Origin of the sequence: Sphingomonas sp. (assembly GCF_965248875.1) — a bacterium.
GTDB lineage: Bacteria > Pseudomonadota > Alphaproteobacteria > Sphingomonadales > Sphingomonadaceae > Sphingomonas.
This window is the reverse complement of sequence record NZ_CBDFKR010000009.1, coordinates 29,696-50,519: the sequence shown is the minus strand read 5'-3', so window position 1 is coordinate 50,519 and position 20,824 is coordinate 29,696. Positions and strand designations below refer to the sequence as shown.

General features: G+C 69.8%; 22 protein-coding genes, 1 tRNA gene and 2 pseudogenes. 11 read left to right on the top strand and 14 right to left on the bottom strand.

Translation table 11 applies throughout. From position 1 onward, the window contains the following. Nucleotides 1-207: 207 nt before the first annotated feature. A tRNA-Ala gene (locus ACP2AD_RS06670) sits at nt 208-283 on the bottom strand. A 141-nt stretch (nt 284-424) separates the two neighbouring features. On the opposite strand from ACP2AD_RS06670, the gene ACP2AD_RS06665 reads away from it, so the two are divergent. After that, nucleotides 425-730: a YggT family protein gene (locus ACP2AD_RS06665; RefSeq protein WP_425229304.1), complete on the top strand. Its 306-nt coding sequence runs from the start codon at nt 425-427 to the stop codon at nt 728-730. A 3-nt stretch (nt 731-733) separates the two neighbouring features. Here ACP2AD_RS06665 and ACP2AD_RS06660 read toward each other — a convergent pair whose 3' ends face one another. After that, nucleotides 734-1,648 carry an alpha/beta fold hydrolase gene (locus ACP2AD_RS06660; protein ID WP_425229303.1) on the bottom strand — a complete coding sequence of 305 codons (915 nt, stop codon included), beginning with the start codon at nt 1,646-1,648 and terminating at the stop codon, nt 734-736. 63 nt (nt 1,649-1,711) lie between these two features. On the opposite strand from ACP2AD_RS06660, the pseudogene ACP2AD_RS06655 reads away from it, so the two are divergent. After that, nucleotides 1,712-3,277, top strand: a pseudogene (locus ACP2AD_RS06655) (NAD-glutamate dehydrogenase domain-containing protein); the annotation flags it as partial. 32 nt (nt 3,278-3,309) lie between these two features. Here the strand turns inward: ACP2AD_RS06655 and ACP2AD_RS06650 are convergent. From ACP2AD_RS06650 to ACP2AD_RS06600, 11 genes are all read right to left on the bottom strand, one after another. Further along, nucleotides 3,310-4,422, bottom strand: coding sequence for a PepSY-associated TM helix domain-containing protein (locus ACP2AD_RS06650; RefSeq protein ID WP_425229302.1), 1,113 nt, complete (start codon nt 4,420-4,422; stop codon nt 3,310-3,312). A 28-nt stretch (nt 4,423-4,450) separates the two neighbouring features. Continuing rightward, a complete protein-coding gene (locus ACP2AD_RS06645) occupies nt 4,451-5,113 on the bottom strand; it encodes a Fe2+-dependent dioxygenase (protein WP_425229308.1) in 663 nt (220 codons plus the stop codon). 14 nt (nt 5,114-5,127) lie between these two features. Beyond that, nucleotides 5,128-5,964 (bottom strand): tetratricopeptide repeat protein, encoded by an 837-nt coding sequence (locus ACP2AD_RS06640; RefSeq protein ID WP_425229301.1) that lies wholly within the window; start codon nt 5,962-5,964, stop codon nt 5,128-5,130. Continuing rightward, nucleotides 5,961-8,453, bottom strand: coding sequence for a TonB-dependent receptor (locus ACP2AD_RS06635; protein WP_425229300.1), 2,493 nt, complete (start codon nt 8,451-8,453; stop codon nt 5,961-5,963). The genes ACP2AD_RS06640 and ACP2AD_RS06635 overlap by 4 nt, the downstream gene beginning before the upstream one ends. A gap of 52 nt (nt 8,454-8,505) precedes the next feature. Next, nucleotides 8,506-8,763: a ribbon-helix-helix domain-containing protein gene (locus tag ACP2AD_RS06630; RefSeq protein WP_425229299.1), complete on the bottom strand. Its 258-nt coding sequence runs from the start codon at nt 8,761-8,763 to the stop codon at nt 8,506-8,508. Continuing rightward, complete coding sequence (locus ACP2AD_RS06625) at nt 8,760-10,565, bottom strand: hypothetical protein (protein WP_425229298.1); 1,806 nt, start codon at nt 10,563-10,565, stop codon at nt 8,760-8,762. Before ACP2AD_RS06625 ends, ACP2AD_RS06630 begins: the two co-directional genes overlap by 4 nt. 91 nt (nt 10,566-10,656) lie before the next feature. Further along, a complete protein-coding gene (gene cobT, locus ACP2AD_RS06620; protein ID WP_425229297.1) occupies nt 10,657-12,486 on the bottom strand; it encodes a cobaltochelatase subunit CobT in 1,830 nt (609 codons plus the stop codon). Further along, the gene (locus ACP2AD_RS06615; protein ID WP_425229296.1) at nt 12,483-12,860 is read right to left on the bottom strand and encodes a type II toxin-antitoxin system VapC family toxin; all 378 of its coding nucleotides are present in this window, start codon (nt 12,858-12,860) and stop codon (nt 12,483-12,485) included. Before ACP2AD_RS06615 ends, cobT begins: the two co-directional genes overlap by 4 nt. 9 nt (nt 12,861-12,869) lie before the next feature. Beyond that, complete coding sequence (locus ACP2AD_RS06610; protein ID WP_425229295.1) at nt 12,870-13,148, bottom strand: type II toxin-antitoxin system Phd/YefM family antitoxin; 279 nt, start codon at nt 13,146-13,148, stop codon at nt 12,870-12,872. 44 nt (nt 13,149-13,192) lie between these two features. Further along, a complete protein-coding gene (cobS, locus tag ACP2AD_RS06605) occupies nt 13,193-14,197 on the bottom strand; it encodes a cobaltochelatase subunit CobS (RefSeq protein ID WP_425229294.1) in 1,005 nt (334 codons plus the stop codon). Between the two features lie 54 nt (nt 14,198-14,251). Next, complete coding sequence (locus ACP2AD_RS06600) at nt 14,252-14,935, bottom strand: winged helix-turn-helix transcriptional regulator (RefSeq protein ID WP_425229293.1); 684 nt, start codon at nt 14,933-14,935, stop codon at nt 14,252-14,254. Between the two features lie 61 nt (nt 14,936-14,996). On the opposite strand from ACP2AD_RS06600, the gene ACP2AD_RS06595 reads away from it, so the two are divergent. The 6 genes and pseudogenes from ACP2AD_RS06595 to ACP2AD_RS06570 form a co-directional block, all read left to right on the top strand. Beyond that, nucleotides 14,997-15,431, top strand: a complete 435-nt coding sequence (locus ACP2AD_RS06595; protein ID WP_425229292.1) for a VOC family protein — start codon at nt 14,997-14,999, stop codon at nt 15,429-15,431. 138 nt (nt 15,432-15,569) lie between these two features. Continuing rightward, nucleotides 15,570-15,926, top strand: a complete 357-nt coding sequence (locus ACP2AD_RS06590; protein ID WP_425229291.1) for a DUF1428 domain-containing protein — start codon at nt 15,570-15,572, stop codon at nt 15,924-15,926. 11 nt (nt 15,927-15,937) lie between these two features. Further along, nucleotides 15,938-16,723, top strand: a complete 786-nt coding sequence (locus ACP2AD_RS06585; RefSeq protein ID WP_425229290.1) for a VOC family protein — start codon at nt 15,938-15,940, stop codon at nt 16,721-16,723. After that, nucleotides 16,720-17,208, top strand: coding sequence for a VOC family protein (locus ACP2AD_RS06580; protein WP_425229289.1), 489 nt, complete (start codon nt 16,720-16,722; stop codon nt 17,206-17,208). Before ACP2AD_RS06585 ends, ACP2AD_RS06580 begins: the two co-directional genes overlap by 4 nt. Next, nucleotides 17,201-17,869, top strand: coding sequence for a dihydrofolate reductase family protein (locus tag ACP2AD_RS06575; RefSeq protein WP_425229288.1), 669 nt, complete (start codon nt 17,201-17,203; stop codon nt 17,867-17,869). Before ACP2AD_RS06580 ends, ACP2AD_RS06575 begins: the two co-directional genes overlap by 8 nt. After that, nucleotides 17,866-18,318: pseudogene (locus ACP2AD_RS06570) on the top strand (glutathione S-transferase family protein); the annotation flags it as partial. The gene ACP2AD_RS06575 and the pseudogene ACP2AD_RS06570, both read left to right, overlap by 4 nt. A gap of 199 nt (nt 18,319-18,517) precedes the next feature. Here the strand turns inward: ACP2AD_RS06570 and ACP2AD_RS06565 are convergent. After that, on the bottom strand, nt 18,518-19,132 hold the full coding sequence (locus ACP2AD_RS06565) for a J domain-containing protein (protein ID WP_425229307.1): 615 nt from the start codon (nt 19,130-19,132) through the stop codon (nt 18,518-18,520). A 34-nt stretch (nt 19,133-19,166) separates the two neighbouring features. On the opposite strand from ACP2AD_RS06565, the gene ACP2AD_RS06560 reads away from it, so the two are divergent. From ACP2AD_RS06560 to ACP2AD_RS06550, 3 genes are read left to right on the top strand one after another with little or no spacing between them, the layout of a single operon-like run. Beyond that, nucleotides 19,167-19,487, top strand: a complete 321-nt coding sequence (locus tag ACP2AD_RS06560) for a BolA family protein (RefSeq protein ID WP_425229287.1) — start codon at nt 19,167-19,169, stop codon at nt 19,485-19,487. Further along, nucleotides 19,484-19,933, top strand: coding sequence for an NUDIX hydrolase (locus tag ACP2AD_RS06555; RefSeq protein ID WP_425229286.1), 450 nt, complete (start codon nt 19,484-19,486; stop codon nt 19,931-19,933). Before ACP2AD_RS06560 ends, ACP2AD_RS06555 begins: the two co-directional genes overlap by 4 nt. Beyond that, nucleotides 19,923-20,822, top strand: coding sequence for a pirin family protein (locus ACP2AD_RS06550; RefSeq protein WP_425229285.1), 900 nt, complete (start codon nt 19,923-19,925; stop codon nt 20,820-20,822). Before ACP2AD_RS06555 ends, ACP2AD_RS06550 begins: the two co-directional genes overlap by 11 nt. Nucleotides 20,823-20,824: the final 2 nt, after the last annotated feature.

The window sequence follows — 20,824 nt, the reverse complement described above, 5'->3', positions numbered from 1 at the left end:
CATTCGGCGATTTCGTGATCAATCTGATCAAGCGCCAGTGATTGTGGTGCCCGGTCTGGTAGAGGGAGTGGCGGCCGCTTAGGTCGAGGCATAAGCAGCGCCTGATCTGCAATTTCCACCAGGGTCCACGAAATTCGATCTCTGGGTAGCGGGGTGGTAGCGGGCTTTTCAGGCGCTCCCGGCGGTCGTGCTAACCCATTGATTTCCTGGTGGAGCCGAGGGGAGTCGAACCCCTGACCTCCTCATTGCGAACGAGGCGCTCTACCAACTGAGCTACGGCCCCCCTTGAGGGAGGCGGCAGATAGCGGGCGAGCCCCTTGGCTGTCAAGGCGAGGCGGGCGTCTGGGAGGGCGCCTGGCGGCTGCGCGTTGTGGGCGGGGGCGCGGGCGGCTAGACGGGGAGCCGGAACCCTTCGAGGAGCCCCATGGGCCAAGCCATCCTCTTTCTTCTGCACGCCGCGATCAGCCTGGTGATCTGGGCGGTGATCATCTCGGCCATCCTGTCGTGGCTGATCGCGTTCAACGTGTTGAACGTGCGCAATCCCAACGTCTACCGTTTCACCACGATGCTCGATCAGGTGACCGCGCCGATCCTGGCGCCTATCCGGCGCGTCATTCCGCCCCTGGGCGGGCTCGACCTTAGCCCGATCGTGCTGATCCTGCTTCTGCAGGCGCTGACGATCCTGATCGATGCGAGCCTCGCGGGGCCGCTGGTGGCCGCGCTGGGCTGAGCCTCAGCGCTTGAGGAAGGCGTCGACCTCGGCGTCGAAGCGCGCGGGCTGGTCGTACATGATGAAGTGCTTGGCGTCGGCCACGGGCACGAGCGTCTTCGTGGTGAGCGGCGCATAGCCGGTGGTGACCGCCGCGGCGATCGGCGTCTCGTAGATCACGGTCACAGGCGTCTTCATGGCGGCGAGGCCGGGGCGCAGGTCGGCCAGCATATCGTCGTGCATGGCCTGGGCCACCACGCGCCCGTCGCTGCGTTGGCCCCAGCCGAGCACCCGCTCCACATCGGCGGGGGCGGTGACCATGGCGGCGATCATCTGGCGGTATTGGGCGGGCGAGAAGCCGCCGGCGCCGCCGGGCTTGGTCATGGCCTCGGCCATGGGCTTCACCGTCTCCACCGTCGCGTTGGGTCCGCCCATGAGCACGCCGTAGAAGGGCAGGGAATCGACGATCAGCAGTTTCGACAGGTGCTCGGGACGCTTCTGCGCCAAGGCCAGGCCAAACGTGCCGCCCAGGCTGTGGCCCATCACGATCGGCCGCTTCAGCGTGGCGCAATAGGCGTCGATCTCGGCCAGGGTGGGGTCGAAGAAAGGCCCGCTGGCGTTGGCGCGCGCGGGCTCGCCGCCGAAGCCCGCAACCTGCACCAGGTGCACGCGGTAGCGGCCGCGCAGGCGCTCGGCCGTTCCCCGCCAGGTCTCGCGCGAGGAGGCGAGGCCCGGGATCATCACGATGTCGGGCCCCTTGCCCGTGATCTCCACGCTGATCCGCTCATGCGTCACCACGCGGCTGTCGGGGAAGAGCTTGAGGTCGGCGGGCGGGGCGGGCGCAGCGCTCGCCGCGGGCGAGGAGGCGGGCTGGGCGAGGGCGGCGGCTGGGGTCGTGAGCAGGAGGGCCATGGCCAGGCGGGCGGGGCGCAGCATCATCGGGCGTGTCCTAACAGGTTGGCGGCAGGCTGGAGGCGGACCCTGGGGCCGGTCAAGCGGGAGCTCATCAGCGCCATCCTGAAGGCGCCCGCCGACCTGCTCTGGTTCGGCGGCATCGGCACCTACGTGAAGGCGGCGGCGGAGAACAACGTCGCGGTCGGCGACCCCGCCAATGACCGGCTGCGCGTCGACGCCGAGGAGCTGCGCGTCCGCACGATCGGCGAAGGCGCGAACCTGGGCGTGACACAGGCGGCGCGGATCGCGTTTGCGGCGCGCGGCGGGCGGATCAACACCGATTTCATCGACAATTCGGCGGGCGTCGACTGTTCGGACAACGAGGTCAACATCAAGATCGCGCTCAACCGCGAGATGATCGAGGGCCGGCTGGCGGAAGCGGACCGCAACGCGCTGCTCGCGTCGATGACTGACGATGTCGCGCATCTGGTGCTGGAGGACAACCGGCTCCAGACGCTCGCGCTCTCGTTTATGGAACGCGACGGCGCGACCGCCATCCCCTCCTATGTCCGCGCGATCGAGATCTTTGAGGGCAGCGGGCGGCTCGACCGCAGGGTGGAGGGGCTGGCGGCGAACGAGGAGCTGCTGCGGCGCGGGCAGGAGGGGCGCGGGCTGACGCGGCCCGAATTGTCGGTGCTGCTCGCCACCGCCAAGCTGGCGCTGCAGGAGGCGATCGAGCACGGGATGCTGGGCGATCAGGCCGAGCTGCTGCCCGATCTCCACGCCGCCTTCCCTCCCGCGATGCGCGAGCGCTTCGCCGCGGCGATCGACGGCCATCGCCTGCGCCGCGAGATCGTGGCGACCAAGCTCGCCAACCGCCTCGTCAACCGCATGGGCGTGCTCTACCCTTTCGAGCTGGCGGAGGAGGAAGGCGCGGCGCTCAGCGACATCGCGGCGATGTTCGTGGTGGCGGAGCGGCTGTTCGGGCTCGACGACCTGTGGGCCGCGATCGAGGCCGCGGCCATGCCCGAGGCCGCACGCTTATTGCTGTTTGACGAGGTGGCGGCGGCGACGCGTTCGCACATCGCCGACCTGCTGCGGGTGACGGGTGCGGGCGCGGCGGTCGGGCCTGTGCTGGAGCGATTGGGGCGCGGTATCGACGCGCTCGATCGCGCGACCGAGGCGCTGCTGCTGGAGGAGGGCCGCGCGCAGAGCGACGGCATCGCCCGCCAGCTCCAGTCCGCCGGCGCCCCCGCCGATCTCGCCACGCGGGTGGTGCGGCTGTTCCAGCTCGACGGCGCGGTCGGGCTCGCCGATCTGGGCGAGCGGCTGAGGTTGGACGAGACGGTGCTGACGCGCGCTTTCACCTCGCTGGGCCAGGCACTGGGCCTCGACTGGGCGCAGGCGACGGCGGCGCGGATCGCCTCGTCCGACCCGTGGGAGCGGCTGCTGCTGGCTGGGCTCGCGCGGGATTTCCAGCAGCTGCGGCTGCAGTTCCTGGCGCGCGGGGGAGCCGCCGATCCGCAGACGACGGTTGATGCCTGGCTCGCCACCAACGCCGCCCGCGTCGCGCAGTTCAAGCAGGTGATCGACCGCGCCCGCCACGCCGCGCAGCCAAACGCGGCCATGCTGGCCCAGATCGCCGGCCAGGCGCGGGTTTTGCTGGGACGATAGCCTCACCTCCCCCGGTCTGCAGGGGAGATGGTTCAGGCTCGCGCCACTTGCCGCGCGCGCAGCTGCGCTTTCCATCCCCTGGCCCGCCACCACATCACCACCCCGGTCACCGCCAGCACCGCCGGGATCAGCCCGGCGACGAACACGATCAGCCGCCACACCGGCCCGCCGACGCTGCCTTCATGGATGCCGCGGACCAGCCGGTTCTGCCCGCCCGCGACGCCCTGGTCCGGAGCAAGCGCCGCGACGCCGCCGTCGTCCGCCACCGACACGCCACGGCCCCGCGCCGCGCCGATCGCGACCGTCCAGTCGGGCTTGCGTTCGGTCGGCCAGGTGACCGAGCGCACCGCGCCGGGCAGGATCATTCCCGCCCGCGCCACCGCCGTCTGCGCGGTCAGCCGCGTCGTCGCGACCGGCCGCGCCCGCGCCTGCATCGTCCGGTCGGGCCCGCGCGGCGCGACGCCGCCGGTCAGGGTGCCGAAGAACGCCGGAAACGCGATCCACGCGCCCGTCAGCGACAGCACGAACAGCGGCAGGCAGATCCAGAAGCCCAGCGTCTGGTGGATGTTGGTGTCCAGGTTACGGTGCCGCCCCCAGTGCAGCGCGCGCCGCACGCTGCCGATCGTCGGCCACCACAGCCACAGCCCGGTGAACGCCGAAATCATCATCGCCACCCCTATCCAGCCGACGATCGTGCGCCCCCAGCCGCCCGGAACCTGCAACGACCCATGTAGCTGGTGGATGAAGCGGATCAGCCCGCCATTGCTCGACGCGACGTCGAGCACGCGCGCCGTCCGCGGCTCGAGATACACGACTGTCCGCGCGGGCGGCCCGCCGCGCGCCGCGCCGCCTACCGCAGGCGCAAGCGCGACCTGCACGGGACCGCCGCCACCTTCCGCATAGGTCAGCTGCGCCACGCGCTCCCCCGGCGCCGCGCGCATCATCGCCGCGGCGGCGTAGCGGTCGGCGGGCAGCAGTTGCGCACCGGTGGTGGCGTAGCGCTGCGGATTGAGCGCGTGATCGAGCGCCTGTCCATACACCAGCGCCGCACCCGACAGGCACAGGGGGATGATGAGGATCGCCAGGATCAGCCCGATCCATTTATGGACCGAAAACCAGGTCCGCCGCCATTTCAGCTTGGTCATGCCACCATTCCTGTCGGCCAAGCGCCTGTCACAGCTCCGCCCAGCGCCGCAATAGATTGTGATAGACGCCGGTCAGCTTCACCGCCGCCGGATCGCCCTGCCCCAGCCGCACGGCGACCGCCTGCACACCTTCGTCCAGCTCGAACAGCACCCGTCGCGCGGCGTCGTCGCGCACCATCGACTGCACCCAGAAGAAGCTCGCGACCCGCGACCCCCGCGTCACCGGCTCGACACGATGGAGACTCGACGCGGGGTACACCACCAGATCGCCCGCGGGCAGCTTCACCCGCTGCTCGCCGAATTGGCCCTCGATCACCAGCTCGCCGCCGTCATAATCGCCCGGATGCGCGAGGAACAGCGTCGCCGACAGGTCGCTCCTGATCCGGAAGTCGCTGCCTCGCCGGATACGGATGGCGTTGTCGACATGGGTGCCGAACGCCTGACCCCCGGCATATCGGTTGAACAGCGGCGGGAAGACCTTGAGCGGCAGCGCCGCCGCCACGAACAGCGGCGATGCGGCGAGCGCGTCGAGGACGATTGCCCCCGCCGCCCGCGCGGCGTCGCAGTCTTCCGGCAGCTGCTCGTTGGCCTTGGCAAGCGCGGACTGTGCGCCCGAGGTGGCATTGCCGTCCGCCCACGGTCCCGCGTCGATCACCGCTCGCACCTGCGCGACGGCCGCAGCGTCGAGCAGCCCCGGAACGACTGTCAGCACCGGTCCGCCGCCGCCACCCCGCGCAGCCGCAGCTCCGCATCGCCCTGCCCCTCCAGCCAGTCGCGGACCTGCTCGCGAAAGCGTGGCGTGCCCAGCGCCAGCGCCTGCTCCACCCAGCGCAGTGCCTCGCGCACACGCTTCTTGCGGACGAGTATGCGGGCGTGGTTGAAGCAGCCACGGAAGTCGCCCCCGTGCGCCGCGCGGGCATAGCATTGCGCCGCGGCGAGCAGGTCGACCGGGGTCGCCCAGCCGTCCTCATGGAACGAGCCGACGAAGTTCTCCGCCTTGGCATAGCCGGTCGCCGCCGCGCGCCGCAGCCAGCCGAGCGCCGCCGCCTTGTCCGCCGCGACGCCGCGCCCCAGCGTCAGCTGCGTCGCCCAGTTGTACATCGCTTCGGGCAGCCCCCGCCCGGCCGCGACGCGGTAGCAGTCGGCCGCGCGCGCGGGATCGGGCGCGACGCCCCAGCCCAGCTCGTAGCAGCGCCCGACCATGTTGAGCGCGAGGACATGCTCCTGCGCCGCCGCGCGCATGAACCAGCCGAAGCCCGCGCGCGCATCGCCCGCCACCTCGGTGCCGTCGAGCAGCATCTGGCCCAGCACCGCCTGTGCCTCGGCCAGCCCCGCCTCCGCCGCCTCGCGGATGACCTGGGCGCGCGCCGGACCGGCCAGCGCCTCCGCCCACTCCTCCCCGGCACGGGGAGGGGGACCAGCCGCAGGCTGGTGGAGGGGGCGCGCCGCGCGCACACCGCCTGTGCCGGCCCCCCCTCCACCACTGGCTTCGCCGGCGGTCTCCCTCCCCGTGCCGGGGAGGATTTTGACGAGCGTGCTCAAAACTTCACCCCGACCGCGCCGAACACGGTCCGTCCGGGCGCGATGGTCGCATAATGGCTGGCATAGGCCTGGCTGAAATACACCTTGTCCGTCAGGTTCTGCGCATTGACCGACAGCTCCAGGTGCGGCGCGACCTGCCAGCTCGCGCGCGCATCGAACCGCCAGTAACCGGGGATCGACCGGTACAGCACCCTGGTTGCGGGCGTTACAGTCACCACCCCGCCCGCGGTCTGCGTGGCGGTCCGGTTGTCGGCATAGCCGCCATATTGCCGCGAGGTGTAGAGCGCCGAGCCGCCGATCTGGAAGCCGTGGAACAGCTCGACATTGGTAGTGCCCGTGAACTGGTTGCGCGCCGTCTGCGGCAGCTGCTTGCCCGTGTTGACCGAAGGCACCAGCACCACCTGCGCCGCCCGCGTCCCCACCGCCGCCGCCGTCAGCGCCGTCGACCCGCCATCGACGATGACCGGATCGAGATAGGTATAGCCGCCGAACACCGCCCAGCCCGGGAGCACCGTGCCGCTGGCGGTCAGCTCGACGCCGCGGATGCGGCTGCGGCCGATGAACGCGACGGTGTTGCTGTCGCTGGTCACACGCGCATTGTCGATATCCGTCTGGAACGCCGCCGCGCCCAGCTGCAGCCGCTCGTGGAACAACGCGCCCTTCGCCCCGACCTCGTAGGACCGGGTCTTCTGCGGCTTCAGGTCATCGAGCAGCTGCAGGTTGGCCGCCGTCGCCGTCGTCGGCAGCGCATTGTCCTCGCGTCCTTCGCCGAGCAGCGAATTGGGCGGCGTCGCCGCCGTGGCGTAGCTCGCATACAGGCTGGTGTCGCGGGTCGGCTTGAAAACGAGCCCCGCCTGCCAGTTAAACAGCGAGTCGACCCGACGGAGCTGGACCTGCGTCGCCGTCGTATAGGTGCCGCCGGGCCGGATCACCGAGGTGAACCGGTCGTAGCGCGCACCCAGGTTGAGGATCAGCCGCGGCGTCAGCGTGATCGAATCGAACGCGTAGGCCGCCCGCGTCATACCGTCGTTCTGCGTCTCCTCCTGGGCCGCGCTGCGCACGATCGCCGCGGGCGTGGTCGAGGTGTCGGACGTGTAGTTCACCCACGGGTCGTAGGGGTTGGGCGCGAACAGGCTCGTGCAGTAATAGCGCGCCACCGTCCCGGTGTTGCAGCGGGGCGTGATCGTCGAGCCGGTCGACAGGATCTCGGTGCCCGCGGCGTTGAGATAACCGCGCGTGACGAAGGTGCCGCGCCGCGCCTTTTCCCAGGCGAACTCGGTGCCGAGCGCGATCGAATGCTCAATGCCGCCGGTGTGGAAGCGGCCGTACAGGTCGGTCTGGTCGATGATGCTTTCGGTATAGCCATAGCGTGTGTTGCCGCGCCGCCACACGTAGCCGCCGCTGGTCAGGTTGGCGCCGGTATTCGTCGCGGTGGTGCCATAAACGTTGCCGTTGCTGTCGTCGGGCAGCAGGAAGATATATGCCTGATCGCTGTGGCTGAACCGCGCGGTGTTGCGCAGCGTCAGGCTGCCGAAATCATGCTCGACGCGCAACATCGCCTGATGCGTCGTCGCGTTGCGGAAGTCGCGGTCGGCGAGCCCGTAGAAGGCGGAGCGATCGACCGTGCCGGTGGTGCCGTTCGCCAGCGTCACGCGGCCGATCGCGGGCTGCGACAGGACGTTGCCCGTCCCTGGCGCATTGCCGATCGTGTAGAGGTACGGGATGCCGCTGTCGGGCAGCTCGTGGCTTTCCAGATAATAATAGCTCGCGGTCAGCCGCGTCGGCTGGCCCAGTCCGATCGTCACCGCCGGTGCCACGCCCCAGCGCCGTGCATAGATCGCATCGCGCCCGGCGAAATCCTGGTCGTGCCACACGCCCTGGATGCGGAACGCGACGTTGGGCGCGACCTGCAGGTTGAGATCGCCCGAGACGCGCTTGTAGTCCGCCTCGCCATAGCTCGCGAGCACCGAACCGAAGTTGCCGGTTCGCGGCAGCCGCGAGATGATGTTGAGCGTGCCGCCCGCGGAGCCGCGCCCGCCCAGCGTCGAATCCGAGCCGCGGACGATCTGCACCTGATCGACCGCGAACACCTCGCGGGTCTGCGACGCGAGATCACGGACGCCGTCGACATAGATCGAGCCTTGGCTGTCAAAGCCGCGGATGAAGGGGCGGTCGCCGATCGGGTTGCCGCCCTCCGCCGCGCCGAAGGTGATGCCCGGCACAGTGCGCAGCGCGTCCTGCAGCGAGTTGGAGCCAGTCTGCGCAATCACCTCGGCGGGGAGGACGACGATCGAACGCGGTGTGTCGACCAGCGGCGCGACCTGCTTCGGGTCGCTGGGCTGTTCCTGCCGCTGGCCCTGAACGACGACGTCGGCACGACGCTGATCGTCGGGTCCGGCGGTGGGGTCGGGTGAGGCGGACGCAACAGCGGGTGCGGTCGTGAATGCGCTGATGCACGACAGCGCCACGAATGAAACGGACTTTGCCAAGCGAGGCTCCCTTCGCCACGTCCGCTATTGCGAGGCGTTCGCAGAGTCAACGCTATTGCGAGGGATTTGCAACTTCGCGCAACAACCAGCTGCGTAGCGCGCTGGCCAGGTTGGGTGGCCGTGCCTGTCCGATCCGCAGCACATCCACCTCCGCCACCAACGCGGACAGCGGCAGGGCGCGCCGAACGGCCGCCGTTTCCAGCGCGGCCCAGAACACCGGCTCCAGGCTGATCGACGTTGGGTGCCCCGCAATCGTCACCGAGCGCTTCACCGGGCCCGCGAAGCTGCCGCGCGGCGCGTCGATCGTCATGCGGGGCGGGCTGCCGGCCCTGCGCCAACGCGCTCATCGTATCGCGCCTGCAGGACGGTGATATGCTCCGCTTGCACCCGAACCATTGTCTCCAGCCGGTCCATTTCCAAGGTATGGAAGTCCTGCCCGATCTGATGCGCGGCCCAGCCGAGCAGGTCGACTTCGTCCGGCCGGTAATCGGTTGCGCCCGGCTTTGCGCCGATCAGGATAAACCCGATCAGCTCGCGTCGATGAGCCATCGGCAGCCCCAGTTCAGCGGCGTCCGGTCCGCGTCCCTCAAGCCGCACCGGTCTCGCCTCGGCACGCATTTCAACGACCGCGGGATGGTCCCCATCGACGACGACGCCGTCAGCCTCGATGAAATGTCCACCCTTGCTGTGGCGGTAAACCGTGACCGCGGCTCCATCACAGAACCGGCCGAGCGCCATCTGCGCCGAAGCACGCAGCGCGTCGGTGCTGTTAATGAAGCCGGCGTGCTCGATCGCGCGGCGCAGCGCTGCTTCTTTATGATGCCATTCGCGGAAGAAGAAGGATTCGGTCCAATGCTCTGCGGTGTGGCGAAAGCGATGGAAAACTAAGTAGACGCCCAGCGCAATTCCCGCATCGACCAGCGCGTTTTGCTCGCGCCCCTCGATGGTCACCAGTTCGTCGACGCCGCGCTCGATCAGCCCGAACGCGACCAGCAGCACCGCGCTGACCGCGCCGTAGACGAGCGTCCGGTTGAGGATGAAGCCGATGTCGAGCACGCGGTGACGCAGGATGGCGTGGGTCAGCAGCCCCGGCGCGACGACTCCGCTCAGCAGCTCGGCGACGGCCAGCAACGGGTGCGACGCCGAGTACATGGCCGACAGGTTGACGAACACGACGAAGGAGATGGTCTGGGCCACGACGAACGCCGCGACGCCCGCGAAGAAGAGCGCGAACCGGTTGCGTTCCGCCTTGGCCGTCCGCAGCCAGCCGAGCGCGAGATAGAACAGGCTGGCCGCAAACCCGACATAGCCGATCGCCGCCACCAGCCCGCTCCCGTTGCCGATCGCCGGCAGGCTGGTCGCGGTCAGATCGCACCAGGTCCAGACGGCCAGCACGGGGATGCAGCCTACGCCGTAGAGCTTGAGCGCCTGCCACTGCCGCCGCCCGACCCCGCCGACGCTCTCGGCGACGAAGCGCATCGCGAAGGCCAGCAGGAAGAAGCCGACGGCGACGATGCACACCCGGTTGAGCGTCGCGAAGAACAGGAACCCCGCCGGCGAGGCGCCCTCCCACATCATCGCCGACGGCGACGGCGGCCCGAAGACGACCATTGCGGTGCCCAGCAAAAGCCCGGCGACGCCGCGGCGGCTGCGCCAGACGATCAACCCGCCGAACAGGGCGGGCACCAGATTGCCGAGGTAGAAGCGCACGCCGTCCCAGTCGGGCGCGCCGGTGCGCGGCGCCGCCGTGACGCTGACCGGCATCGCGCGCCCGTCGCGCTCGACAACGGCGTGGACGGTCTCTCCTGCTTGCCGATAGCGCAGATAGTCATAGGCTGGACGGAAGTGCAGCCGATCGCCCACCCTGACGCCGGCGGCCGCGAACGGCGACCCCGCCGCCACCGCCGCTACCCGGACGGTGCCCGCCGGACCGGCCGGATCGATCGCCATATCGAGTTGCTCGACGCCGATCGTGCCCGTGCCCGGCAGCCGGTGCGCATCCCACAGCGCGAACTCCGCACAGGTAAACACGGCATAGGCCGCGAGCAGCAGGGCGGCGATGCGCCACCAGCGCACCGCCGCCCTGCCTGTACTATCGCGCTCGTCGATCATCGCTTCCGCCCCGCTTCCCCAGACCAGGGGTAGCAGGGATGCGGCGCTCGCGCGAGAAACCGCGTCTGGCGGGCTTGCCGCGCCGCCGGCGTCAGCGCCCGTCCGCGTCGAACAGCGCCGCCAGCTGCTCGATGATCGTGCCGCCCAGCTGCTCGGCGTCCATGATCGTCACCGCGCGTTCGTAATAGCGCGTCACGTCGTGGCCGATGCCGATCGCGACCAGCTCGACCGGCGACTTGCCCTCGATCCAGCCGATCACCTGGCGCAGATGCCGCTCCAGATACGAGCCGCTGTTGACCGACAGGGTCGAATCGTCGACCGGCGCGCCGTCGCTGATCACCATTAGGATGCGCCGCTCCTCCGGCCGCGCCAGCAGCCGCGCATGCGCCCAGAGCAGTGCCTCACCGTCGATATTCTCCTTGAGCAGCCCCTCGCGCATCATCAGCCCCAGGCTGGCCCGCGCGCGCCGCCACGGCTCGTCCGCCTTCTTGTAGACGATGTGGCGGACGTCGTTGAGCCGCCCCGGCTGCGGCGGGCGGCCTGCGGCGAGCCAGGTCTCGCGCGCCTGCCCGCCCTTCCACGCCCGCGTCGTGAAGCCCAGTATCTCGGTCTTGACCCCGCACCGCTCCAGCGTCCGCGCCAGGATGTCCGCGGAAATGGCCGCGATCGAAATCGGCCGCCCGCGCATCGATCCCGAATTGTCGATCAGCAGGGTCACCACCGTGTCGCGGAAATCGGTCTCGCGCTCGACCTTGTAGGAAAGCGATGAGCCCGGGCTGACCACCACGCGCGCCAGGCGCGCGGCGTCGAGCATTCCCTCTTCCTGGTCGAAGTCCCACGACCGGTTCTGCTGCGCCATCAGCCGCCGCTGCAGCCGGTTGGCGAGCTTGGACACCGCCGATTGCAGATGCACGAGCTGCTGGTCGAGATAGCCGCGCAACCGCGTCAGTTCGTCGGCGTCGCACAGCTCGGTCGCGGCGACGACCTCGTCGAACTGCGTGGTCCAGCTCTTGTAGTCGAATTGCGGCGATAGGTCGGCGGGCGGGCGGTTGGGACGCACCGGCTGCATCCCCTCCTCGCCCTCGTCACCGGGTTCTCCTTCCGCGCCCTCGGCATCCTGCTCGCCGCGCTCCTCGCCGTCGCCGTTCTGCTCGTCCGCCTCCGACTGCTCGCCGCGCGCCTCGACCTCGGCCTCGCCCTCGCCGCCCTGCTGCTCGCCATCCTCTTCCTGCTCGCCTTCAGCCTGATCCGACCCTTCCTCGTCCGCCCCGCCCTCGTCCGCCTGATCGGGGGCAGCATCGCCGTCGACCAGCTGCAGCTGTTCGAGCAGGGTCATCGCCAGCGCCTGGAACGCGCGTTGGTCGTCGATCGCCAGCGCCAGCGCGTCCAGATCGGCACACTCGTCGACCCACGGCCGGATCAGCGCCAGCCCCGCATCGGCCGCGGCCGGCGACGCCCGCCCCGTCAGCCGCTCGCGCACCAGCAGCGACAGCGCGGTCGACAGCGGCACCTCGTCGCGGGTGCGCGCGCGGGTGATCGGATCGCTGCGCAGCCGGACGTCGAGCGCGGTCGCCAGATTGTCGCCGATCCCCGCATAGCCGCGCGACCCTAACGCCTCGACGCGCGCGCCCTCGATCGCATCGAACACCGCGCGCGCCACCGGGTCGGCCGGCGCGCCGCGCCCGTGCAGCGCAGGATCATGGTGCTTGAGCCTCAGCGCGAACCCGTCCGCAAACCCCCGCGCCTCCGCCACCTGCTCGGCGGGCAGCTGGCGGGCGGGCATCGGCACCTTCAGATGCTTGCCCGACTGAACCGGCGCGTCGGCGGTGAAGGCCAACTCCACCTCCGGCTCGTCCGCGATCGCCCGCGCAGTGCCCGCGAGCACGGCCTTGAAGCGGTCGAGGGGGGTGTCCACGCTCACCACAGCACCTCGCAGCCGAAGGCGGCTATTTCGCCATCGTTCGTGAGGACGACCAAACCTTCCTCCAAAGCCTGAGCCGCAATGAGGCGATCGAACGGATCGCGATGCGGCCCCTTCAGATAACCGGCCCGGATCGCATGGTCGCCGCTGACCTGAAGCAAGGTGAAGGCATCGCGACGGATCAGCCCTGTCCACTCGTCGCCGAAACCGTCGAACTCGGGCAACTTCCCGAGCCGGTTCTTGTTGGCGATCTCCCAGACGCTCACCGGACTGACGAACATCGCCTCGCTAGATCGCTCCAGCGTTGTTCGCGCTTGCGCGCCCAACCGGGGGGAGTCGCCCCACCAGGTCACCAGCGCCACGGTGTCCAGCAAAAACACCGATCAGTGTCGCTCTTGCTCGGGCCGATCGTCGATGGCCGCGAGTTCCTCTTCGGATAGTGGCTCGCTCCAGACCTCCAGGGGGAGATCGCGCGCGGCGGGCCATCCTCCGGGCTTGCGGCGGATCGGCTCCGTCCTGTCGACCCGTACCAGCTTCGCCCACGGCTCTCCCGCCTTGGCGAGGACGATTTCCTCCCCGGCGCGGGCCCGGTCCATCAGCCGCGACAGATTGGACTTGGCGTCATGGACGTTGAACGTCTTGCGCGGATCGGCCTCGGCCATCGCTTACCTCCGGACGGGCTAGGTAGCTTAGCCCGCCGGAGCCATCAACCCTTCCCCACCACGCTTTCCGGTAGGTCCTTGCCGAACACCCGCTGATAATATTCCGCCACCAGCGGCCGCTCCGCCTCGTCGCACTTGTTGAGGAACGACAACCGGAACGCGAAGCCGACATCGCCGAAGATCAGCGTGTTCTGCGCCCAGGTGATCACCGTGCGCGGGCTCATCACCGTCGAGATGTCGCCGTTGACGAAGCCCTTGCGGGTCAGGTCGGCGACGCGCACCATCGCGTCGACCTCCTTCTTGCCGCCGGCGTGGTCGTACTCGCCCGACTTGGCGAGCACGATCTGCGCCTCGACCGCGGCGGGGAGGTAGTTGAGCGTGACGACGATGTTCCAGCGGTCCATCTGCCCCTGGTTGATCTGCTGGGTGCCATGGTACAGCCCGCTGGTGTCGCCCAGCCCCACCGTGTTCGCGGTCGCGAACAGGCGGAACCAGGGGTTGGGCCGGATCACGCGGTTCTGGTCGAGCAGCGTCAGCTTGCCCTCGGTCTCCAGCACGCGCTGGATCACGAACATGACGTCGGGGCGGCCCGCGTCATACTCGTCGAACACCAGCGCGGTCGGGGTCTGCAGCGCCCACGGCAACAGCCCCTCGCGGAACTCGGTCACCTGCTGCCCCTCGCGCAGCACGATCGCGTCGCGGCCGATCAGGTCGATGCGGCTGATATGCGCGTCCAGGTTGATGCGGATGCACGGCCAGTTCAGCCGCGCCGCGACCTGCTCGATATGGGTCGACTTGCCGGTGCCGTGATAGCCCTGCACCATCACGCGCCGGTTGTGCGCAAAGCCGGCCAGGATCGCCAGCGTGGTGTCGGCGTCGAACACATAGGCGGGGTCGAGGTCGGGTACGCGCTCGTCCGCCTCGCTAAAGGCGGGAGCCTGCATGTCAGTGTCGATCCCGAACAGCTCACGGACGCTGATCGTCTTGTCGGGCGCGGCGAGGACGGTCGCCTCGCGGCTGTCGGGCTGGGTGTTGGGGAGATCGGTCATGGACGAAGCCTGAGCAAGATTGGCTTTATCCAGTGCGAACGGAAGCCTCCCGCGTCAAGCCGCGAGCTTGGGCGGCAGCGGAAACAGCTCGCGGAACCGCTCGGCCGCGGCGCGATCGCCTGTCACCCGCAGCACGCCCTCGGCCTCCAACGCCGCGAGCGCCACGCCGCCATAGATATAGCCCGCCAGCGCGGGCGCATCGGCCGCGACGAACACCGCGTCCGCGCCCACGGGGTCGCCGCGCTCGACCGCGAACGTGTCGCCCGGCCGCGCGACGAAGCTGTCGGCGCCGAGCCGGAAGCCGAACACGCCGCTGCCGCCGCCCGCATACATGGTGCGGAAGCTCATCATCATCGACGCCGGGCTGAGCGGCAACGTCACGTCGTGCCGCGGCGAGCGCACCGCCCAGCGGCCGAGCTCCTGGATCGAGCGCTCGCTCTCGCGGCCCCAGTCAGTGAGGTCATAAACCTGCGCGTTGGCAGGCGAGGGCAGCCGGCGCCGTTCAATGATGCCGGCGCGCGCCAGCCCGTCGAGCCGCTGCGTCAGCACGTTGGCGCTGATCCCGTTCAGCCCGCCCTTCAGCTCGGAAAAGCGCCGCGGTCCGAACATCAGTTCGCGCACGATCAGCAGCGACCAGCGCTCGCCGACCAATTCCATCGCCAGCGCGGTACCGCAGGCGTCGTCATACCAGCGCATACCCACGCCGCGATCGATATCAGTTACTCTTTCTGACTTCATGGTTGCTTTTCATAACCGATGGACGCATCGAAGGCAAATCGTGATTCGGGAGAAGCAACCAATGGCCAAGATGATCTTCATCAACCTGCCGGTCGCCGACGTGGCGAAGTCGACCGCCTTTTACGAAGCGCTCGGCTTGACAAAGAACGAGCAGTTTTCCGGTGCCCACGCCTCCTCCTTGATGTGGACGGATACGATCACGATCATGGTGCTCGACAAGGCGTTCTATGCCACCTTGACGCCCAAGCAGATCGTCGACGCGCGCACCTTCAGCCAGATACTGGTCGCGCTGGGGCTCGACAGCCGCGCCGAGGTCGATACGCTGACCGAGGCCGCGATTGCGGCGGGCGGGCGTGAGGCACACGAGCCGGAGGATCAGGGCTTCATGTACAGTCGTGCATTCGAGGACCTGGACGGCCACGGCTTTGGCCCGTTCCATATGGACATGGGGGCGTTAGAGGCGATGCAGCAGCAGCTGCAGACCGAGGCGGCGTGACGATGCGGGCGCTGCTGGCGGCTATGGCCGCCTTCATGGTGACGGCGCTAGCGATCGCGGCGCGCGCGCTGCCCGTCTGAGCGTCCGCTTGACGCGCGCGCGCGGTGCGTTCCACCTTGTGAAGCGGGAGAGACGGTGATGACGTATATCGATGGGTTCCTCGCGCCGATCAAAGCGGGGGTCGGTGCCGACGCCTATCGCGACTTTGCGGCAAAGATGGCGCCAATCTTCAGGGAGTACGGCGCGACGCGGGTGGTGGAGAGCTGGGCCGACGACGTACCGCGGGGCACGCAGACAGACTTCTACCGCGCCGTCGCGGCGGCGGAGGGCGAGGCGGTCGTCTTTTCCTGGATCGAATGGCCCGACAAAGGGACGCGCGATGCCGGCATGGCAAAGGTGATGGCCGATCCGCGCATGCAGCCAGATGACACGCCGATGCCGTTCGACGGCAAGCGGCTGATCTTCGGCGGCTTTTGCGCACTGCTCGACGCATAGGGAGACGACACATGGCCAATCCACACGGCACGCCGATCTGGTACGAACTGCTCACCCCCGACGTGGACGGCGCGAAACGTTTTTACGACGCGGCAGTCAGCTGGACGATCGAGGCGCGGCCCGCCGGGCCGATGGATTATCGGATGATCACCGCCCCTGACGGCAATGTCGGCGGCGTAATGGCGTTGACCGAGGAAATGCAGGGGGGCGGCGCGAAACCGGGCTGGCTCTTCTATGTCGGCGTTGACGATGTCGATGCGACCGCAGCCAAGGTCGGCGCGGCGGGCGGCGCGGTGCTGATGCCGCCCTGGGACATCCCCAATGTCGGCCGCGTCGCGCTGTTCGCCGACCCCCAGGGCGCGCCCTTCTACGTCATGCGCGGCGCGACCGACGGGACCAGCACCGCGTTCTCCCCCGCGCCGGTCGACGGCCATTGCAGCTGGAACGAGCTATGGACCAGCGACGCCCCGGGCGCACTCGCCTTTTACCGGACGGTGTTCGGGTGGGAGAACCCGGAGACGATGAACATGGGGCCGATGGGCGGCTATCATTTCCTGCACTTGGGTGACACGGTGCTGGGCGCGCTGATGCAGCCGGAAGGCGATCAGCCGTCGCGCTGGAACTTCTATTTCAGCGTCCCCGACCTCGACACCGCGATCGACCGCGCCACCGCTGGCGGGGCCACGATCACCATGGGCCCGCACGACGTGCCTGGTGGACAGCGCATCGTCATGGGCGAAGACCCGCAAGGCGCGCGCTTCGCGCTGGTCGGGCCGGGCAAGGAAGAACAGCCATGAGCAGGGCGACGATCTGCCTGTGGTACGACGGCGACGCGGAGGAGGCCGCACGCTTCTACGCCGCGACCTTTCCCGACAGCGCCGTCACCGCCGTCCAGCGCGCGCCCGCCGATTATCCCAGCGGCAAGGCCGGCGACGTCATCGGTGTCGAGTTCACGGTCTGCGGCGTCGCCTGCTTCGGCCTTAACGGCGGCCCGCAATTTCCGCAGAGCGAGGCCTTTTCCTTCCAGATCGCCACTGACGATCAGGCGGAGACCGATCGCTATTGGGATGCGATCGTCGGCAATGGCGGGGAGGAGAGCATGTGCGGCTGGTGCAAGGACCGCTGGGGGCTGAACTGGCAGATCACCCCGCGCACGCTGACCGACGCGATGCGGGCAGGCGGCGCCGAGGCCAAGCGCGCCTTCACCGCGATGATGAGCATGAAGAAGGTCGACGTCGCCGCGATCGAGGCGGCGCGGGCGGGGGAGACCGCCGATGCGTAGGCTGACCGGGGCCGCCTTCGTCTCGCTCGACGGCGTGATGCAGGCGCCCGGTGGCCCGACCGAGGACCCGACCGGCGGCTTCGCGAATGGCGGCTGGGTGTTCGGGGTGTGGGACCCGGTGGTGGAGACTGCGCTGGGCGAGGTGTTCACCCCGCCCTACGACCTGCTGCTCGGGCGGCGCACGTACGACATCTTCGCCGCGCACTGGCCCTATGTCACCGGCGACGAGGCGGGGATGGGCCAGGCGCTCACCGCCGCCACCAAGCATGTCGTCACCCGGCATGATGACCCGCTGCCCTGGGCGAACAGCCGCCGCCTCGCCGGGACTGACGCGGTCGGGACGCTGAAGGAGAGCGACGGCCCCGACCTGCTGATCCAGGGATCGTCGACGCTTTACCCGCCGCTGCTCGCCGCCGGACTGATCGACCGGCTGATCCTGATGACCTTTCCGGTCGTGCTCGGCCGCGGCAAGCGGCTGTTCGGCGACGGAACGCCGCCCGGGGCGCTGCGGCTGACCGGCCATGCCGTCGGCGAGCACGGCGTCACGGTCGGCCATTACGCGATCGCCGGTGCGGTCAGGACCGGCACGCCCCCCGACCTGCCGCCGCCGAGCGACCGCGAACGGGCACGGCAGCGCGCGATGGCCGAGGGCAGCTGGTGATCGAGCTGTTCGGCCACCCCTTCTCCTCCTATTGCTGGAAGGTGCTGATCGCGCTCTACGAGCACGACACGCCGTTCGCGCTGCGGCTGCTCGGGCCCGATCGGCCCGCCGACGCCGCCGCCTGGGCCCAAGCCTGGCCGCTGCGGAAGATGCCGGTGCTGGTCGACGACGGGCAGGTGATCGTCGAGACCGATGCGATCGTCGAGCATCTCGACCGGGTCCACCCCGGCCCCGCCAGGCTGCTGCCCGACCACCCGGCGGCGGCAGTGGAGATGCGGATGATGACGCGCATCTTCGACGATTATGTGATGACGCCGATGAACAAGCATGTCGCCGATGCGCTGCGCCCCGCCAACGCCCGCGACCCGTTCGGCGTCGCGCAGGCGGCGCAAGAGCTGGACGCGATCTATGCGTGGCTCGACGCGCGCCTCGCCGGGCGCGCCTGGACCGCGGGCGAGACCTTCACGCTCGCCGACTGCGCCGCCGCGCCCAGCCTGTTCTACGCCGACTGGTATCGCCGATTCCGGCGACGCTCGCGACGCTGCGCGCGCACCGCGCGAAACTGCTCGCCCGCCCATCGGTGGCGCGCTGCGTCGAGGAGGCGCGCCCGTATCGCCACCTCTTCCCGCTCGGCGCGCCGGATCGGGATTAGGCGAACGCCGGGGCCTGGCGGAGCTGCTGATAGGCGTCGATCACTGCGCGCAGCATGGCCTCGTGGCTGCGGTCGCCGCCGTTGCGGTCGGGGTGATAGCGGCGGACGAGTTCCGAATAGCGCCGCCTGAGCGCGGTGCGGTCGGCATCAGACGCCAGCCCCAGCACCTTCAGGCTCGCGCGGTCCTCGCCCGACAGCGGCTTGCCATCGCCGCGCTCGGGCGCAGGCTCGCGGCGATACCGCGCGGCGATCGCGTCCAGCGGATCGGTGAAGTCCGCCCAGCGCGGTCCCCGGTCGCCCGCGCTGGCGAAGGCGCGCGTCTCGCGCTCCCACCCGGCATGGGGGCGCTGCGCCTGATGGATCTCCTCGGCGCTCATCCCGCTGAAGAAATTATAGCGGCTGTTGAACGCGCGCACATGGTCCAGGCATAGCCAGCGGAACGGCGGGGGGCCGTCGCGTCCGGCGACCGGCACGTCGAGCGCGGGCGCGCGAAACTCCCCGGGGCCGTCGCAGCCCGGCTCCGCACACCCCCGCCCGTTTGCCTCCACTCGCCCATGAAAGCGCGGTCCCGCACGCTCCCGCTTCTCTTCCGTCACGCCTACTCCGCTCATGCCTTGGGGATCGAACCGCGCTATGTAGGCGGTGATGCCCGACCCCGCCACGCCGCAACCCGCTCACAAGCCCCGGCTCGCGCCCGAAATCGAGCGCCGCCTCGCCACCGCGCTTGTCCCGACCATCCTGACGGTGCGCAACGACAGCCATCTCCATGCGGGACACATGGGCGACGACGGCTCGGGCGAAACGCATTGGAGCGTGATGGTCGAAAGCGCCGCCTTCGCCGGCCTCTCCCGCGTCGCGCGCCAGCGGCTGGTCAACCACGCGCTCGCCGACCTGATTGCCCCCGGCGGTATCCACGCGCTCGCGATCCGCACGATGGCGCCGGGCGAGACACGAGGGGCCGAATGACCCGGCAGCCCCGTCCCGCCGCGCGCATCCTGCTGGTCGATGGCGACGGGCGCGTCCTGCTGTTCCGCTTCACGCCGAACGACCGCCCGCCCTTCTGGTGTACGCCGGGCGGGGCGCTCGACGCGGGCGAAAGCTATGCGGCGGCGGCGCGCCGCGAGCTGCGCGAGGAGGTCGGGATCGACCGCGACTGCGGGCCGGAGGTGGCGCAGCGAACGGTCGCGTTCCGCACCATCGAGGGGGTCGACGTCATCGCCGACGAGCGCTGGTTCCGCGTCGACGTCGACGGCTGCGCGGTCGACACCGGCGGCCACACCGCGCTGGAGCGGCGGGTGATGACGCAGTGGCGCTGGTTCACCGCCGCGGCGCTGGCCGCCCATCCCGAACGCCTCTATCCCGACGACCTTGCGGCGATGCTCGCCGCCACGGAGCCCGCCGATGCTCGATGACGTCGTCGAACAGGTGCTGGAGCCCGTCACCCACGATCTCGGCGGGTTCAAGGTCCATCGCGTTCTCCCCGCCCGCGCGCGGACGATGGTCGGGCCGTTCCTGTTTTTCGATCAGATGGGCCCGGCGACGCTCGCCTCCGGGCAGGGCATTGACGTCCGCCCGCACCCGCACATCAACCTCGCCACCGTCACCTATCTGTTCGACGGCGCGATCGACCATCGCGATTCGCTCGGCACGAAGCAGCGGATCGAGCCGGGCGCGGTCAACCTGATGACCGCCGGGCGCGGTATTGTCCATTCGGAGCGCTCGCCCGGCGATGAACGGTCGCACGGCCCGGTGCTGTCGGGCATCCAGACCTGGCTGGCGCTCCCCGACGCGCTGGAGGAGACCGACCCGGCGTTCGAGCACATCCCCGCCGCCGCGCTGCCGGTGATCGGCGCGGACGGGGCGGCGGCGCGGGTGGTGATGGGCAGCCTCTGGGGGGCGGCAGCGCCGACGACCGCGCACGCCGGCGCCGTCTACGCCGCGATCGCACTCGCGCCCGGCGGGCGGACGCCGATCGATGACAGCGCCGACGAACGCGCAGTGTATCTGGCGGCGGGCGAAGCGACGCTCGACGGGGTCCCGCTGGCGGCGCAGCGGCTCTACGTGCTGCGGCCGGGCGCCGTTGCGACGCTCGCCTCCGCGACCGGTGGCCGCGTGATGCTGTGCGGCGGCGACGCCTTTGCGCGGCCGCGCCACGTCTGGTGGAACTTCGTGTCCTCGCGCCCCGACCGGATTGAACAGGCCAAGCGCGACTGGCGCAGCGGCGCGTTCACGCCCGTTCCCGACGACGCGGCCGAGTTCATCCCCCTTCCCGACCGCCCGCTGACCGTCAGCTATCCATGAGG

Bases quoted from the DNA above. Each gene is read 5' to 3' on its own strand.
- ACP2AD_RS06665 (WP_425229304.1), top strand. From the start codon at position 425: ATGGGCCAAGCCATCCTCTTTCTTCTGCACGCCGCGATCAGCCTGGTG.
- ACP2AD_RS06660 (WP_425229303.1), bottom strand. From the start codon at position 1,648: ATGATGCTGCGCCCCGCCCGCCTGGCCATGGCCCTCCTGCTCACGACC.
- ACP2AD_RS06650 (WP_425229302.1), bottom strand. From the start codon at position 4,422: ATGACCAAGCTGAAATGGCGGCGGACCTGGTTTTCGGTCCATAAATGG.
- ACP2AD_RS06630 (WP_425229299.1), bottom strand. From the start codon at position 8,763: ATGACGATCGACGCGCCGCGCGGCAGCTTCGCGGGCCCGGTGAAGCGC.
- ACP2AD_RS06625 (WP_425229298.1), bottom strand. From the start codon at position 10,565: ATGATCGACGAGCGCGATAGTACAGGCAGGGCGGCGGTGCGCTGGTGG.
- ACP2AD_RS06610 (WP_425229295.1), bottom strand. From the start codon at position 13,148: ATGGCCGAGGCCGATCCGCGCAAGACGTTCAACGTCCATGACGCCAAG.
- cobS (WP_425229294.1), bottom strand. From the start codon at position 14,197: ATGACCGATCTCCCCAACACCCAGCCCGACAGCCGCGAGGCGACCGTC.
- ACP2AD_RS06600 (WP_425229293.1), bottom strand. From the start codon at position 14,935: ATGAAGTCAGAAAGAGTAACTGATATCGATCGCGGCGTGGGTATGCGC.
- ACP2AD_RS06595 (WP_425229292.1), top strand. From the start codon at position 14,997: ATGGCCAAGATGATCTTCATCAACCTGCCGGTCGCCGACGTGGCGAAG.
- ACP2AD_RS06590 (WP_425229291.1), top strand. From the start codon at position 15,570: ATGACGTATATCGATGGGTTCCTCGCGCCGATCAAAGCGGGGGTCGGT.
- ACP2AD_RS06585 (WP_425229290.1), top strand. From the start codon at position 15,938: ATGGCCAATCCACACGGCACGCCGATCTGGTACGAACTGCTCACCCCC.
- ACP2AD_RS06580 (WP_425229289.1), top strand. From the start codon at position 16,720: ATGAGCAGGGCGACGATCTGCCTGTGGTACGACGGCGACGCGGAGGAG.
- ACP2AD_RS06575 (WP_425229288.1), top strand. From the start codon at position 17,201: ATGCGTAGGCTGACCGGGGCCGCCTTCGTCTCGCTCGACGGCGTGATG.
- ACP2AD_RS06565 (WP_425229307.1), bottom strand. From the start codon at position 19,132: ATGAGCGGAGTAGGCGTGACGGAAGAGAAGCGGGAGCGTGCGGGACCG.
- ACP2AD_RS06560 (WP_425229287.1), top strand. From the start codon at position 19,167: ATGCCCGACCCCGCCACGCCGCAACCCGCTCACAAGCCCCGGCTCGCG.
- ACP2AD_RS06555 (WP_425229286.1), top strand. From the start codon at position 19,484: ATGACCCGGCAGCCCCGTCCCGCCGCGCGCATCCTGCTGGTCGATGGC.
- ACP2AD_RS06550 (WP_425229285.1), top strand. From the start codon at position 19,923: ATGCTCGATGACGTCGTCGAACAGGTGCTGGAGCCCGTCACCCACGAT.